The sequence below is a fragment of the Cupriavidus sp. CER-90 genome (assembly GCF_057652055.1).
In genome coordinates, this window is record NZ_JBYGYM010000001.1 from 1,700,920 (window position 1) to 1,716,311 (window position 15,392).

Annotated in this window: 15 protein-coding genes; 11 read left to right on the forward strand and 4 right to left on the reverse strand. The window is 66.5% G+C overall.

The window, feature by feature from the left end; genetic code table 11:
* Positions 1-73 precede the first annotated feature (73 nt).
* From AC24R4_RS07610 to AC24R4_RS07630, 5 genes are all read left to right on the forward strand, one after another.
* Complete coding sequence (locus tag AC24R4_RS07610; protein WP_400392348.1) at positions 74-1,078, forward strand: Bug family tripartite tricarboxylate transporter substrate binding protein; 1,005 nt, start codon at positions 74-76, stop codon at positions 1,076-1,078.
* Between the two features lie 66 nt (positions 1,079-1,144).
* Positions 1,145-1,648, forward strand: a complete 504-nt coding sequence (locus AC24R4_RS07615; RefSeq protein WP_400392350.1) for a tripartite tricarboxylate transporter TctB family protein — start codon at positions 1,145-1,147, stop codon at positions 1,646-1,648.
* Between the two features lie 11 nt (positions 1,649-1,659).
* On the forward strand, positions 1,660-3,186 hold the full coding sequence (locus tag AC24R4_RS07620) for a tripartite tricarboxylate transporter permease (RefSeq protein WP_400392353.1): 1,527 nt from the start codon (positions 1,660-1,662) through the stop codon (positions 3,184-3,186).
* The gene (locus AC24R4_RS07625) at positions 3,183-3,980 is read left to right on the forward strand and encodes an enoyl-CoA hydratase/isomerase family protein (protein ID WP_400392356.1); all 798 of its coding nucleotides are present in this window, start codon (positions 3,183-3,185) and stop codon (positions 3,978-3,980) included. Before AC24R4_RS07620 ends, AC24R4_RS07625 begins: the two co-directional genes overlap by 4 nt.
* A gap of 15 nt (positions 3,981-3,995) precedes the next feature.
* Positions 3,996-5,243: a CaiB/BaiF CoA transferase family protein gene (locus AC24R4_RS07630; RefSeq protein WP_400392359.1), complete on the forward strand. Its 1,248-nt coding sequence runs from the start codon at positions 3,996-3,998 to the stop codon at positions 5,241-5,243.
* A gap of 12 nt (positions 5,244-5,255) precedes the next feature.
* Here AC24R4_RS07630 and trhA read toward each other — a convergent pair whose 3' ends face one another.
* Positions 5,256-5,873 (reverse strand): PAQR family membrane homeostasis protein TrhA, encoded by a 618-nt coding sequence (gene trhA, locus AC24R4_RS07635; RefSeq protein WP_153946946.1) that lies wholly within the window; start codon positions 5,871-5,873, stop codon positions 5,256-5,258.
* 336 nt (positions 5,874-6,209) lie between these two features.
* Between trhA and AC24R4_RS07640 the strand changes: the two genes are divergently transcribed.
* From AC24R4_RS07640 to AC24R4_RS07665, 6 genes are all read left to right on the forward strand, one after another.
* The gene (locus AC24R4_RS07640) at positions 6,210-6,419 is read left to right on the forward strand and encodes a hypothetical protein (RefSeq protein WP_153946947.1); all 210 of its coding nucleotides are present in this window, start codon (positions 6,210-6,212) and stop codon (positions 6,417-6,419) included.
* 55 nt (positions 6,420-6,474) lie between these two features.
* Complete coding sequence (locus tag AC24R4_RS07645; RefSeq protein WP_400395733.1) at positions 6,475-8,670, forward strand: phosphocholine-specific phospholipase C; 2,196 nt, start codon at positions 6,475-6,477, stop codon at positions 8,668-8,670.
* Between the two features lie 150 nt (positions 8,671-8,820).
* Positions 8,821-9,219 (forward strand): FKBP-type peptidyl-prolyl cis-trans isomerase, encoded by a 399-nt coding sequence (locus AC24R4_RS07650; RefSeq protein WP_066740848.1) that lies wholly within the window; start codon positions 8,821-8,823, stop codon positions 9,217-9,219.
* A gap of 78 nt (positions 9,220-9,297) precedes the next feature.
* A complete protein-coding gene (locus tag AC24R4_RS07655) occupies positions 9,298-10,044 on the forward strand; it encodes a sulfite exporter TauE/SafE family protein (protein WP_400395735.1) in 747 nt (248 codons plus the stop codon).
* A gap of 132 nt (positions 10,045-10,176) precedes the next feature.
* Positions 10,177-10,314, forward strand: a complete 138-nt coding sequence (locus AC24R4_RS07660) for a hypothetical protein (RefSeq protein WP_194946484.1) — start codon at positions 10,177-10,179, stop codon at positions 10,312-10,314.
* 182 nt (positions 10,315-10,496) lie between these two features.
* On the forward strand, positions 10,497-10,814 hold the full coding sequence (locus AC24R4_RS07665; RefSeq protein ID WP_400392236.1) for a hypothetical protein: 318 nt from the start codon (positions 10,497-10,499) through the stop codon (positions 10,812-10,814).
* A gap of 63 nt (positions 10,815-10,877) precedes the next feature.
* Here the strand turns inward: AC24R4_RS07665 and AC24R4_RS07670 are convergent, their stop codons facing one another.
* The 3 genes from AC24R4_RS07670 to AC24R4_RS07680 form a co-directional block, all read right to left on the reverse strand.
* On the reverse strand, positions 10,878-12,557 hold the full coding sequence (locus AC24R4_RS07670; RefSeq protein ID WP_400392234.1) for an amidohydrolase: 1,680 nt from the start codon (positions 12,555-12,557) through the stop codon (positions 10,878-10,880).
* 77 nt (positions 12,558-12,634) lie between these two features.
* Positions 12,635-14,164, reverse strand: a complete 1,530-nt coding sequence (locus tag AC24R4_RS07675; protein ID WP_400392230.1) for an amino acid permease — start codon at positions 14,162-14,164, stop codon at positions 12,635-12,637.
* 143 nt (positions 14,165-14,307) lie between these two features.
* A complete protein-coding gene (locus AC24R4_RS07680) occupies positions 14,308-15,357 on the reverse strand; it encodes a phytoene/squalene synthase family protein (protein ID WP_400392228.1) in 1,050 nt (349 codons plus the stop codon).
* Between the last annotated feature and the right edge of the window lie 35 nt (positions 15,358-15,392).

The following is a 15,392-nucleotide window of genomic DNA, read 5'->3' on the forward strand; positions in this document are numbered from 1 at the left end:
GCCCTTCAGAGGCCGCCACGACAAGGCCGATGCGCCGCCAGAGCGCACCGCCGCCACCCAAAGGAGACAGACCATGACGTTTCGTTATGCTGCGCGCGCGCTTGCGTGCGCCTCGCTGTTTGGTGTCGCGCTGGCCGCAGCGCCGGCTTTTGCATGGGAGCCCAGCAAGCCGGTGGAAGTGGTCGTGCCCTTCAGCGCCGGCGGCGCGTCGGACCAGATGGCGCGTTCGATCCAGGGCATCATCGCCAAGCACAAGCTGATGAACCAGCCGATGATCGTCGTGAACAAGGCCGGTGCCAGCGGCGCGGAAGGCCTGATGGATACCAAGGCCTCGAAGGGCGACGCGCACAAGCTGCTGGTCACCTCGTCGGCGCTCTACACCGTGCCGATGATCAGCCAGCTGCCGTTCAACTGGCGCGAGCTGACGCCGGTGGCGATGGTGGCCATGGACGAATTCGTGCTCTGGACCAACGCCGAGGCGCCGTACAAGACGCCATCCGAATACCTGGCCGAAGTGAAGAAGACGCCGGGGAAGTTCAAGATGGGCGGCACGAGCTCCAAGCGCGAAGACCAGATCATCACCGCGCAGACCGAACGCAAGGCCGGCGTGCGCTTCATCTACATTCCGTACAAGGGCGGCGGCGAGGCGGCCACGCAGCTGTCGGGCAAGCATATCGACTCCAACGTCAATAACCCGTCCGAATCGATCGGCCAGTGGCGTGCCGGCGAGCACCGCGCGCTGTGCGTCTACGCGCCCGAGCGCATGCAATACACCACCCGGATCACGGGCACGCAGAGCTGGCACGACATCCCCACCTGCAAGGAACAGGGCCTGGACGTGCAATACCAGATGCTGCGCGTCTTCATGCTGCCCGGCGGCGTCGCGCCGGACCAGCAGAAGTACTACGTGGACCTGATGCAGAAGGTGGTGGCCACGCCCGAGTGGAAGGAATACCTGGAGAAGAACGCGCTCAAGAACGACTTCATCGCCGGCCCGAAGCTCGTGGAGTTCCTGACGGCCGACGAGACACGCCACAAGGACATCATCAAGGAAGCGGGTTTCGTGGCGGCCAAATAAGGGCTGATTGTGTGCTCCCTTCTCCCGCACGCGGGAGAGCGGAGCGAAACACTCAAGGGGATACCAATGAGCGAACAACGACATGACGCCGCGCCGGCGGCGATCACGGTGCGCGCCGCCGAAATCGGCGTGGGCATCCTGATCGCCCTGGGCGCGGTGGTGGTGATGGTCAGCAACTACCGGATCGGTGCCGGCTGGGCGCCCGACGGCCCCGAGGCCGGCTATTTTCCGCTGCGCATCGGGGCGCTGATCTTCCTGGCCTGCCTGGTGGTGCTGTGGCAGGCGCTGCGCAAGCCCAACGACGCGGTGTTCGTGACGTGGCCCCAGCTCAGGCAGGTGGCGGTGATCCTGGTGCCGCTGACGGTGTACGTGGCGCTGATCGCCTTCCTGGGCATCTATGTGGCATCGGCCATCTTCATCGCCGGCTTCATGCTGACGATCGGCAAGTTCGCGTGGTGGCGCGCGGTGCTGACCGGCGTGGTCATCAACGCGGTGCTGTTCTGGATCTTTGAAATGCAGTTCCGCGTGCCGCTCCCCAAGGGGCCACTCGAAGCGGCCTTTGGATTCTGAAGGGGACGGGCATGGAAGAACTCAATGCACTGATGGGCGGCTTTGCGGTGGCGATGTCGTGGCACAACGTCGGGCTGATGCTGGTGGGCATCCTGCTCGGCATCGTGGTGGGCGTGCTGCCGGGCCTGGGCGGCCCGAATGGCGTGGCCATCCTGCTGCCGCTGACGTTCTCGATGGAACCCACGTCGGCCATCATCATGCTGTCGTGCATCTACTGGGGCGCGCTGTTTGGCGGGGCCATCACGTCGATCCTGTTCAACATCCCGGGCGAGGCCTGGTCGGTGGCCACCACGTTCGACGGCTATCCGCTGGCGCAGCAGGGCGAGGCGGGGCGCGCGCTGACATCGGCATTCACGGGGTCGTTCCTGGGCGCGCTGGCCGGCGTGCTGCTGATCACGTTCCTGGCGCCGATGGTGGCCAGGTTCGCGCTGCGCTTCGGGCCACCGGAATTCTTCGCGGTCTATTTCCTGACGTTCTGCAGCTTCATCGGCATGGGCAAGGAGGACAAGGCCAAGATCGTGATCGCGATGTGCATCGGCTTCGCGCTGGCTGCGGTGGGCATGGACACGGTGTCGGGCACGCTGCGCATGACCTTCGGCTCCACCGAACTGCTGCGCGGCTTCGACTTCCTGGTGGTGGTGATCGGCCTGTTCGGCATCAGCGAAATCCTGATGACGATGGAAGAGGGTGTCGCCTTCCGCGGCAAGCGCGCCAATATCGATCTCAAGGTGGTGCTGAAGACCTGGGCCGAACTGCCGCGCTACTGGATGACGCTGATCCGCTCGTCGATCATCGGCTGCTGGCTCGGCGTGACGCCGGGCGGCGCCACGGCCGCATCGTTCATGGGCTACGGCGTGGCCAAGCGGTTCTCGCGCAAGCGCGAGACGTTCGGCAAAGGCAATGTCGAAGGCGTGATCGCGCCCGAGTGCGCCGCCCATGCCGCGGGCACCAGCGCGCTGCTGCCGATGCTGGCGCTGGGCATTCCAGGGTCGGCCACCGCGGCGGTGCTGCTGGGCGGGCTGATGATCTGGGGCCTGCAGCCGGGGCCGCTGCTGTTCACCGAGCAGAAGACCTTTGTCTGGGGCCTGATCGCCAGCATGTACCTGGGGAACCTGGCCGGATTGATCGTGGTGCTGTCGACGGTGCCGCTGTTCGCCGCCATCCTGCGCATCCCGTTCGCGATCATCGCGCCGCTGATCCTGGTGGTCTGCGCGATCGGCGCGTTTACGGTGCACAACGCCATGTTCGATGTCTGGCTGATGCTGATCTTCGGCGTGGTCGGCTACGTGCTCAAGAAGCTCGACTACCCGCTGGCGCCGCTGGTGCTGGCGCTGGTGCTGGGTGACCGGGCCGAGGACGCGTTCCGGCAGACCATGCTGATGTCGCAGGGCGAGATGAACGTGTTCTGGTCCAACGGCCTGGTGGGCACGATCATGGCGCTGGCCGTGGTGATCCTGGTCTGGCCGGTGTTGGGTGGCCTGCTGGAAAAGACGAAGCGCCGCAAGATGATGTCGGCGCATGAAGGAGCCGCGGAATGAGCGAAGGACTGATCGAACAGGGCACGCTGCTGGTCACGCGCGACGACGCGGTGGCCACCATCGTGCTGAACCGGCCGGCCAAGCTGAATGCCTTCACGCTGGACATGTGGCGCCAGCTGGGCGAAGCGTTTCGGGCGCTGTCCGCCGACGATTCGGTGCGCTGCGTGATGGTGCGCGGCGCTGGCGAAAAGGCGTTCTCGCCGGGCAACGACATCGGCGAGTTCGAGACCACGCGATCCAACAAGCAGCAGGCCGTGGCCTATGGCGCGGTGATGCACGCCACGGCGCAGGCCATGCAGGACTGCCCGCATCCGGTGGTGGCGCAGATCCACGGCATCTGCGTGGGCGGCGGGCTCGAAGTGGCGGCGATGGCCGATATCCGCATCTGCGGGGTGAGCAGCCGCTTTGGCGCGCCGATCAAGAACCTGGGCCTGGTCATGGCGCACGCCGAGATGGCGCCGCTGATCCGGCTGATCGGCACCTCGCGCACGCTGGAGCTGCTGTTCGAGGGCCGCATCGTGGGCGCCGACGAGGCGCATGCGATGGGGCTGGTGTCGCGCGTGGTGCCTGATGACCAGGTGGCCGCCGAAGCGCGCGCCACGGCCGAGCGCATCGCGTCGGGCGCGCCGCTGGTGGCGCGCTGGCACAAGCGATTCGCGCGGCAGCTGGCGGACGGCAAGCCGTTGTCGGCGGCCGATCTGGATGCCGCTTTCGACTGTTTCGATACCGAGGATTTCCGCACCGGCTATCGCGCGTTCCTGGCCAAGCAGGCGCCGAAGTTCGCCGGCCGCTAGTTTCGGAGGAGACCGATGTCCGATTTCACTTCCATGCAGCCCGGCGCGCTGGCCGGCCTGCGTGTGCTGGAACTCGCCCAGATCATGGCCGGCCCCACCTGCGGCATGATGCTGGCCGACCTGGGCGCCGACGTGATCAAGATCGAGAAGATCGACGGCGGCGACGACGCGCGGGGCTACAAGGAGCCAGCCATCAATGGTGTGTCGGCGCCGTTCCTGATGCTGAACCGCAACAAGCGCGGCATTGCGCTGGACCTCAAGAAGCCTGAGGGCCGCGAGGTGTTCCTGCGCATGGTGCGCGACGCCGATGTCGTGATCGAGAACTTCCGCAAGGGCACGCTTGAAAAGCTGGGCCTGGGCTACGACACGCTGTCGCAGGAGAACTCGGGCTTGATCTATTGCGCGATCTCGGGCTATGGGCGCAGCGGCCCCTATGCCGACAAGGGCGGCTTCGACCTGATCGCCCAGGGCTTTACCGGGCTGATGAGCATCACCGGGGAAGAGGGTGGGCCGCCGCTGCGCACCGGCAATTCCATCGCCGATATCAATGCCGGGCTGCTGGCCGCGTTCGGCATCCTGGCCGCCTACCAGCACCGCCAGAAGACCGGGCGCGGGCAGGTGGTGGAGACTTCGCTGATCGAGGCCGGGCTGCAGCAGCTCTACTGGCATGCGGCCATCCACTTCGCCACCGGCGAGTCGCCGGGGCCCAGCGGTTCGGCACACGTGCTGGCCACGCCGTACCAGGCGTTTCCGACGCAGGACGGTCATATCATCGTCGGCGGTGCCAACGAGAAAAACTGGGCGCGCATTGCGCAGGTGCTGGGGCATCCCGAGTGGATCGACGATCCGCGCTTCCGGCTCAATGCGGACCGCATGCAGCACCGCGACACGCTGCTGCCCGAGATGGCCAATATCCTGATGACGCAACCGTCGGCGCACTGGCTCGATGCCTTCGATGCGGCCGGCGTGCCGGCCGGTCCCGTGCATTCGATCGCCGAGGCGCTGAACCATCCACAGACGCTGGCGCGCGGCATGGTGGTGCGCCAGCAGCATGCCGAAGCGGGCCCGATCCGTACGCTGGGCCTGCCGATCCAGCTATCGGAAACGCCTGCGCAGTATCACCGGCCCTCGCCCCGGCTGGGCGAGCATACGTGTGCGCTGCTGGCGGAATGTGGCTATGGCGAGGCGGAGATTGCCGCGCTGCTGCAGGCGGGGGTGGTGTCGGAAGCGACCGCGCCGGTGGCGGCCATCTCCGAGGTATAAGGCATCGATGCGTCAGTCGACGTAAAGCAGGATGCTGATGAACTGGCAGATGCTGCCGCCCAGCACGAACAGGTGCCAGATGCCGTGGAAGTGGCGCACGCGTTCGTCGAACAGGAAGAACCCGATGCCGGCGGTGTAGATCGCGCCGCCGGCCACCAGCCAGTACAGGCCTGCGGTGGGCAATGCCGCTGCAAGCGGCTGGAAGGCGATCAGCACCAGCCAGCCCATGATGACGTAGATCGACAGGGATATCACGCGGGTGCGATGGCCGATCCACAGTTCCTGGACGATGCCAATGGCGGCTAGGCCCCAGTTGATGCCGAACAGCGTCCATCCCCAGGGCCCGCGCAAGGTGACCAGCGCAAACGGCGTATAGCTGCCGGCGATCAGCAGGTAGATCGCGCAATAGTCGAGCCGGCGGAAGATGTCCTTGGCCGGCCCGCGCACGCTGTGATAGACGGTGGAAATGGTGTAGAGCAGCACCAGCGTGGTGCCGTAGACCACGGAGCTGACCACCTTCCAGGCGTCGTGATAGAGCGCCGACGAGGTGACCAGCACCGCCATGCCGGCGGCGGAAAGCACCGCCCCAGCCAGGTGACTGTAACCGTTGAACCGTTCCCCGCGATACATCCCGAAAGCTCCGTCTGCGTAGTTGGCCAGTCGGCATTGTGGCATGGATGACGCACGAAGCCGGTCGATGCCTGCCGAAGCCGCCGCCATTTCGTTGTTCGACGGTTTGACGTTCATTCGCAAAGCACGTTCGTTCAAACGCGCGATCGGTATCGCTTTGGTCACATCGTTGACATAACAAGCGTCCAGACTTCAATTCTCGCCCGCAGCCCCCCTCCTTTGGAGGGGTAGGCCTTGTACATCAAGACATTGGGAGACAAGGGCGGCCGGGATGGTGCGCGGGCATCCGGATATTTGACGCCCGAACCGTCACCTGAAATTCTCTGACCTCGAACCATGACAACCACAAACACTGTTCATTCGCGCATGCGCAGGCCGATGCTCGGCGCCGGTGTCCTGTGCCTGGCGCTGATGCTCGGCGCCTGCGGCGGCGACGACAACAATTCGACGCCGCCCGCCACGGGTGGCGGCAACGGGGGCAATGGCGGCAATGGCGGCACCACGCCGGCCGCCTGCACCACGGCGCACTGCGCGCCGGCCCCCTGATCCGCCCTGAGCAGAAATCCCGCGCCTACCCCCACACCACAGACACCGACCCGGCATGACATTCAACCCATCCAAGCGCAAGTTCCTGCGCAACACGCTCGGCACCGCTGCCGCCGCCGCCACGCTGGCCTCGTTCCCGCCCAGCATCCGCCGCGCGCTGGCCATTGAAGCGAACAACGTCACCGGCACGATCCAGGACGTGAAGCACGTCGTGCTGCTGATGCTCGAGAACCGCTCGTTCGACAGCTACTTCGGCACCTTCAAGGGCGTGCGCGGCTACGGCGACCGCTTTGCGATTCCGCTGGCGAACGGCCAGAACGCGTTCTTCCAGACCGATGCCACCAACGCCACGATTACCCCGTACCGGCTGGATGGCTCGCTGGGCAACGCGCAACGCGCGGGCAGCACGCCGCATACCTGGCCGGATGCGCAGAACGCCTGGGACCACGGCCGCATGAACCGCTGGCCCGTGGCCAAGAACCGGCTGTCGATGTCGTACTTCGACACCCCCGAGGTGCCGTTCCAGCGCGCGCTGGCCGATGCCTTCACGCTGTGCGACGCGTATCACTGCTCGATGCACACGGGCACGATCCCGAACCGCCTGTTCTACTGGACCGGCACGAACGGCCCGAGCGGCGCGAACGTGGCGGCCATGGTCAACGAGTTCAACGGCGGCAACGACGTGGGGCCGTCGACGCAGGGCTGGACGTGGAAGACGTATGCCGACCGCCTGGTCGATGCCGGCGTGAGCTGGAAGGTCTACCAGAGCCTGGCCGACAACTACGGCTGCAACGAGATGATGAGTTTCCAGCATTGGCGCGCGGCCATGGAGTCGATGCCCGCGGCGCGCCGTCCGGTGGCGCTGCCGGCGGTCTCGCCGGCCTACGATCCGGCCATCGACGATGCGCTGAGCCCGCTGGCCAAAGGCTTCGGCAATACCATGCCCGACGGGCTGCTGCAGTCGTTCCGCGATGACATCCAGAACGGCACGCTGCCGGAGATTTCGTGGATCATCCCGCCGTCGCTGTACAGCGAACACCCGGGGCCGTCGAGCCCGGCGCAGGGCGGCTGGTACGTGCAGCAGGTGCTGGACGCGCTGACCGCCAATCCCGAGGTCTTCAGCAAGACCGTGCTGCTGATCAACTACGACGAGAACGACGGCTTCTTCGACCACCTGCCGCCGCCCTCGGCCCCGTCGCGCAACCCCGATGCGTCGCTGGCCGGCGCCAGCACGCTCAGCGCGGCGGACATGGCTTTCGAGTATCACAACTACACGCCGGCCACGGCCAACCAGTCGGCCATCGATGGCAGGCCCTACGGCCCGGGGCCGCGCGTGCCGATGTGGATCGTGTCGCCGTGGAGCCGTGGCGGCTGGGTCAATTCGCAGGTGTTCGATCACACATCGACGCTGCTCTTCCTGGAAAAGCGTTTCGGCGTGAAGGAACCGCAGGTCGGCGCCTATCGCCGTGCCGTGTGTGGCGACCTGACGTCGGCCTTCAACTTCGTCAACCCGAACACCAACCCGCTGCCGACGCTGGCCGGCCGCAGCACCAAGGTGACGGTCGACAACCTGGCGCTGACGCAGAAGGCATCGGCCGCCATCCCGGTGCCGACCACCGCCGTGCTGCCGCCGCAGACCACCGGCACGCGGCCGTCGCGTGCGCTGCCCTACGAACTGCACACCACGTCGCACATCGACGCGGGCGCCAGGACGGTGACGCTGAGCTTTGTCAATGGCGGCACGGCCGGCGCGGCTTTCCACGTCTACGACAAGCTGCACCTCGATGCCATTCCGCGCCGATACGTGGTGGAAGCGGGCAAGCGCCTGGACGGCGTGTGGAGCGTGGCGGCCGACAACGGCAGGTACGACCTCTGGGTGCTGGGCCCGAACGGCTATCACCGGGAATTCGTTGGCGATGTGTCCGAGCAGGCCGCGGCCGGCGGCGTGGATATCCAGGTCTGCTACGTGCTGTGCGATCCGGCAACGCTGCAGGTCAAGCTGCACAACCGCGGCGACAAGGCCTGCACGTTCGTGGCAACGGCCCGGGCATATCGCACCGACGGTCCGTGGCGGCAGACCGTGGCGCCGGGGCAGGTGGGGGAATTGAGCTGGACGCTGGGCGACAGCGGCAACTGGTACGACTTCGAGATCGGTTGCGACGTGGCGCCGTCGCTGCGCCGCCGTATCGCGGGCCGCATCGAGACCGGCAAGGACTCGATCAGCGACCCGGCGATGGGCCAGGTGTCGTAGGCACGGGGCGTCCCGCTGCATCACGCGGGATAGGGGTGCCGGCCGGCATGGCGTGTACACTTGCCGGCTGGCACCTCGCCGACTTGCCGGGCCGGGTGCCGCTCCTGAAAACCGGACCCACGACACACGTCACCCGACACAGAATCTCTCATGAAGAAAATCTCCCTGCTCCTGGCCGCCGTTGCGCTGACCGCTTCGGGTCTGGCCGCCGCCGCCGAAACGCTGCCTTCGGGCGTGGTCGTCGATACCGTGACCAAGGGCACGGGCCCGTCGCCCAAGGCGTCGGACACCGTCAAGGTTCACTATCGCGGCACGCTGACCGACGGCACGGAATTCGACAGCTCGTACAAGCGTGGCCAGCCGATTTCGTTCCCGCTGAACCGCGTGATCCCGTGCTGGACCGAAGGCGTGCAGAAGATGCAGGTGGGCGGCAAGGTCAAGCTGACCTGCCCGGCCTCGACGGCCTACGGCGCACGCGGCGTGCCGGGCACGATCCCGCCCAACGCCACGCTGAACTTTGAAGTGGAGCTGCTGGGCATCGGCGGCTGATGGCTTTCGCCCCGCTCCCGCCTGGCGGGAGCGGGGAGTCTTACCCTGCATAACTAGAATAACTAGAAGAGGATCCGCATGGATTCCGTGTTGATCGTCGTCGCGCTTGGCGCCATCGTCGCCGGGTTTGTCCAGGGGCTTTCCGGATTTGCCTTCGGCATGGTGGCGATGTCGTTCTGGGCCTGGGGCGTGGAGCCGCGCATGGCCGCGGCGATGTCCGTATTCGGCGCACTCACCGGCCAGTTGCTGGCGGCGTTCACGGTGCGGCGCAAGTTTCATCTATCCACGGTGCTGCCGTTCCTGCTGGGCGGCATCGTCGGCATTCCCATCGGCGTGAGCCTGCTGCCGCGACTCGACGTCAACCTGTTCAAGCTGTGCCTGGGCTTGATCCTGGTGATCTGGTGCCCGATCATGCTGTTCTCGGCCCGCATTCCACCGATCCGCCATGGCGGCCGCGCGGCCGACGGCATCGTGGGGGTCATCGGCGGCATCATGGGTGGCATCGGCGGATTCACGGGCATTGCCCCCACGCTCTGGTGCACGCTGCGCGGCTTCGACAAGGACAGGCAGCGCGTGGTGATCCAGAACTTCAACCTCGGCGCGCTGATCGTGACGATGGCCGTCTACGTGGGCACGGGCATCATCACGCGCGACATGCTGCCGATGTTCGCCATCGTGGCGCCGGCCATGCTGATTCCGACCTTGATCGGCACGCGCGTCTATATCGGTATCAGCGACCTCGCCTTCCGGCGCATCGTCCTGACCCTGCTGACCGGCTCAGGCGTGGCGATGCTGGTGGCGGCGGTGCCCAAGGTGCTGGGCTGATCACGCTCCATGTGATGCATTGCTGGCGTGGCATCGCCCCGGCTACAGGGGGCCCGCGGTGGGGGTTATCAGGGTTTATACTCACGTCCACCTGACTGCGCCTGCTGCCGGTCATCCAGCATTCCCCGCATCATGAACAAGCGTTTCTACCTCTTCTGCGCCGCTACGTGGGCGGCCGCCGCAATCCTGATCGTCGGTGACGGCGCCATGTCGACCGACGTGCTGAGCGGCGTGGTGGCGCTGGCCGGCTTCGACCTGTTGCGTCCCTGACGCTGGCTGGCCGGTCCGTCGGTGCCAGAAAAGGCCTCCCTTTGCCGATTCGCACGGTGACGTGCGCGCCATACGCCGACGGTGATGGCGTTTTGGTTGCCTGACGTCTACGCTTGACTGTGGTCCGTGCGGATTTGCCGCGCGATATTCCTTTCTCAACAGTCTTGTGCAGGGAGATCCCGATGAAGGCGTTTACGATGGCATTGGCGGTGGCAATTTGCATTCCCGGTATGGCAATGGCGGCTGGCCCGGCCAACCCTGCCGATCGCTACGACTACAACATGCGCACCACGAACAAGGACGGCTACGTACCGGATCCGGCGCGCGTCACCAACAAGGAAGGCTACGTGCCGGACACGGCCCGTTCGGGCGACAAGTTCGACCCGTACACGCAGGGCGCGAACCAGAACACGGCATCGGCCCTGACCGACAGCAAGACCACCAAGAAGTCGTCGGGCAAATCGACGTCGCACAAGAAGGCGCCGGCGGCACAGCAGTAACATGGTTGCCACCAAGACAAAGGCCCCGCATCGCGGGGCCTTTGTCTTGGGGCGTGCAGCGGCTCAACGCTGCGCCGACTGCTCTCCCCTGGCATACACGCGTTCGCCGGCTACCCAGGTTTCCAGCACCTGGATCTTCCAGATGTCGCCGGCCGGCACCTTGAACAGGTCGCGGTCCACCACGATGAAGTCGGCCCACTTGCCGGCTTCGAGCGAGCCGAGCGTCTTTTCCTGGTGCTCGGCGTAGGCGGCGTCCAGCGTGAAGGCGCGGAATGCCTGGGGCAGCGTCATGGCTTCCTCCGGGTGCCAGCCCTTGATCGGGCGGCCTTCGTGGTCGGTACGCGTCACGGCGGCGTGCAGGCCATAGAACGGGTTGGCCGATTCCACCGGGAAGTCCGAGCCGCCGGCGATGACCGTGCCCTGCTTCAGGAAGGTCTGCCAGGCATAGGCACCCTTGATGCGGTCGTGGCCGATGCGGTCTTCGGCCATGTTCATGTCGCTGGTGGCGTGCGTGGGCTGCATCGACGCGATCAGGTCCAGCTTCTTGAAGCGCGGGATGTCCGGCATCGACACCACCTGCGCGTGCTCAATGCGGTTGCGCAGTTCGCGGCCGCCCACTTCCTTGTAGGCCACTTCCATGGCATCCAGCACCTGGCGGTTGGTCTTGTCGCCGATGGCGTGCACGTTGACCTGGTAGCCGGCCTTGATGGCCGTCTTCACGGCGGCCTGCATGGCGGCGTCGCTCATGAACAGCAGGCCGCTGTGGGCGTGGTCGTCGGTGTACGGCTCCATCAGCGCGGCACCGCGGCTGCCCAGGGCGCCGTCGCCGTAAAGCTTGACGGCGCGCAGGTAGTAGCGGTCGTTGCCGTAGCCGATCACGGGGCCCTTGGCGGACAGCGCCTTGAAGTCGTCGCCCGTGTCGCGAATCATCGCGTAGATGCGCGTGGTCAGCTTGCCCTGGTCGGCGAACTCGCGATAGATGCGGTCGTCGGTCACGGTCACGCCGGCGTCGCCGACCGCGGTCAGGCCCAGCGCGTTCATGTGGGCGAGGGCGGCGGCCAGTGCGGCGCGGCGGTCGTCGTCGGTGTATGGCGGGATGATGTCGTTGACCAGCGCCATGGCCTTGTCGACCAGCACGCCGGTCGGGTTGCCGTTGGCGTCGCGCTCGATGCGGCCGCCGGCCGGGTCCCTGGTGTCGCGCGTGATGCCGGCCGCCTGCAGCGCCTTGGTGTTCAGCCACGCGGCGTGGCCGTCCACGCGCACCAGGCGCGCGGGACGGTCGGAAACGGCGGCGTCGAGTTCGGCGGCGGTGGGGAAGCGGCCCAGCTTCCAGTTCACCTGGTTCCAGCCATAGCCCAGCAGCCACTTGCGCTGCGGGTTCTTCTGGCCGTAGGCACGGATGATGCCCTGCGCCTCATTCAGGTCCTTCGTGCCCGACAGCGAGATCTCGGTGGTCTTGAAGCCCAGGCGGAACACGTGGCCGTGGGCGTCGATCAGGCCCGGCAGCAGCGTCTTGCCCTGGCCGTCGATGCGCTTCGCATCGGGATACTTTGCGCGCAGCGCGGCGGCGTCGCCGGTGGCCAGCACCTTGCCCTGGTCGAACACCAGGCCGCTGAACTGGGTGACCTTGTCGTTCTGCAGCGTATAGCCCTGGACGGATTCGACCAGCGTGGGTGCGGCGTGTGCGTGCAGGGCCGCCGTGGCGGCCAGTGCCAGCAGGCTCGTGCGAATGGACTTCTTCAAGATGACTCCTGGTTGTTGTGCCGAGTTTTTCTTATCGTGTTGTCAATGACGCCCGGGTGGCGCCTGGGGTGTTGCCCTTATTCACCGGATGCCGGGGCCAGGCCGCGCGCGGCGGCGTCAGGGCGGGGCTCGGGCAGCGGTGGGAACTCCATCTCGGCATACCGCACGAAGCGCGACTTGCGCGCGATGCGATAGCCGAGCCAGATCAGCAGGAAGATCGGAATGCCCACGTAGGTGGCAGTCACCGCCGCCCAGTCGATCTTGCCGTCGGTAAAGGCCTGATAGTTCTGTCCCAGCGTCACGATCATGCACAGCGCGAACGCGAAGATCGGTCCGTACGGGAAGAACGGCGAGCGGTACGGCAGGCGGTTCAGGTCCAGGCCCTGCGCGACGAAACCCTTGCGGAAGCGGTAGTGGCTGACGGCGATGCCCAGCCACGCGATGAAGCCGGTCATGCCCGACAGGTTCAGCAGCCACAGGTAGACCGACTTGCTCTCGAACATCGACGTCAGGAAGCACAGCGCGCCCACGGCCGTGGTGGCCAGCAGCGCCATCAGCGGCACGCCGTTGCGGGTCAGCTGCGCGAACACGCGCGGCGCGCGGCCTTCGGTGGCCAGGTTGTAGAGCATCCGGGTGGACGCATACATGCCAGAGTTGCCGGCCGACAGCACGGCCGTCAGGATCACCGCGTTCATCACGCCGGCCGCGAAGGCCAGCCCGGCATGACGGAACACCAGCGTGAACGGGCTGACGCCCACGGTTTCCACGTCGGTCTTGAGCAGGCTGGGATCGGTGTACGGAATCAGCACGCCGATGATGAAGATGGCCAGCACGTAGAACAGCAGGATGCGCCAGAACACCTGCCGCACGGCGCGCGGGATGTTCCGGGCGGGATCGGCCGATTCGCCGGCCGCCACGCCGATCAGTTCGGTGCCCTGGAACGAGAAGCCGGCAATCATCGCCACGCCGACCAGCGCGGGCAGCCCGCCCACGAACGGGGCGTCGCCGGTGGTCAGGTTGGCAAAGCCGTTCCCATGCGCGAAATCACCGCGCATGATGCCGAAGATCATCAGCGTGCCGATCACGATAAAGGCGATCACGGTGACCACCTTGATCAGCGCGCACCAGTATTCGGCCTCGCCGAAGCCGCGCACCGAGATCGCGTTGAGCGCGAACATCAGGCCCAGGAACAGCGCGCTCCACAGCACGCCCGGCGTGTCGGGGAACCAGTACTGCATGACGAGCTGCGCGGCCGCCAGTTCCACGGCAATGGTCACGGCCCAGTTGTACCAGTAGTTCCAGCCCAGCGCGAAGCCGAAGCCTTCGTCCACGTACTTGGCGCCGTAGGTGGCGAACGATCCCGACACCGGCATGTAGGCGGCAAGCTCGCCCAGGCTGGTCATCAGGAAGTAGACCATGGCGCCGATCAGGATGTAGGCCGCCAGCGCCCCGCCGGGGCCGGCCTGCGCGATCGTGGCGCCCGATGCCACGAACAGGCCGGTGCCGATCGAGCCGCCAATGGCGATCATGGTCAGATGGCGTGCGCGCAGGGTGCGGCGCAGCCCGGGCGCGTGTGCGCCTTCTTTTGTATTCGATTGAGTGGACATATAAGACATGCGTCCGGGCCCTTGTGAGGCCTCGGGCGGAGTTCGCCGGCCAGCAGTCTCCTCTCCACGGGCCGGCATGGTGGGCGGCATCATAAGAGAAAACAGGGGCCGGGAAAAGGCGGGAAATGCCGGAGCCAGGGGCTTCAGCGCAAGCTTTTGTCGATGCGGGCGACGAGGGCGTTCATCCAGTTGCGCAGCGCCGCGTCGGACATGACCAGCGCCGTACTGCGCCACAGCACGCGATACACATTGTTGCGATTGACCTTGCTCACGCGGGCCGGATCGAGCCACGCATCGTTTTCCACCAGCAGCGCCAGCGTTTCCAGGCCGATCAGGATCGGCCACAGGCAGGCCAGCCGCAGCCGGATGGCCGTGCGCGGCAGGGCGAATGTATAGGCCATCGCCTCGCGCAAGTGGTCGAGCGCCATGCGCACCAGTTCTTGCAGCAGGGGCCGGGCGCGCCGCGAATGTGTCGGATCGAGCAGCATCGGCACGGTCAGGCCATGGCGGTCGAGCACTTCGGCGGGCAGGTAGCAGCGGCCAATGCGCAGGTCCTTGCCGACGTCGCGCAGCACGTTCACCATCTGCAGCCCCTTGCCGAAACGCACCCCGCGACGCCGCATCGTGTCGAGCGGATCCTTCATGGTGCCGGGCAGATGCGCGTCGGTCATGGTGGTCCAGAACTCGCCAACGCAGCCGGCCACCAGGTATGTATAGCGATCCAGATCGGCCAGCGCCGGCAGGGCCGCGACCTGGCCCGAGCGTTCGTCGGGGAAGGTCTGCAGGTCGAACTCCATGCCTTCGGTCAGCGTGGTGACGATGCCCTGCACGGCGGCGCGGTCCGATGGCGAAAGCTGCGCCAGCACGTCCAGCGCCGGAGAAATCGATTCGAGCAGCACCCGCTCGTCGGACAGGGTCTGCTGCCCGGCCACCTCCACGGCCAGCCGCCGCGCCAGCGCGCCGCCATCGTCGGCGCCGTTGATGCGCTGGCGCAGCGCCAGCAGCAGGTCGAGCCGCTGCGCGGGCGGGATCAGCGAGGTATCGGCGATGGTGTCCGCGGCGCGCGCCAGCAGATAGGCCAGCCCGACGGGGTCGCGCATGCCCGCGGGCAGCACGCGCAGCGTCAGGTAGAACGAACGGGAAACACCTTTCAGCAACGGGCCGAGCAGGAAGGCCCGGTTGGGGTTTGGCATGGCGGTTGGCAGACGATGGGACGGCGCATTGTACC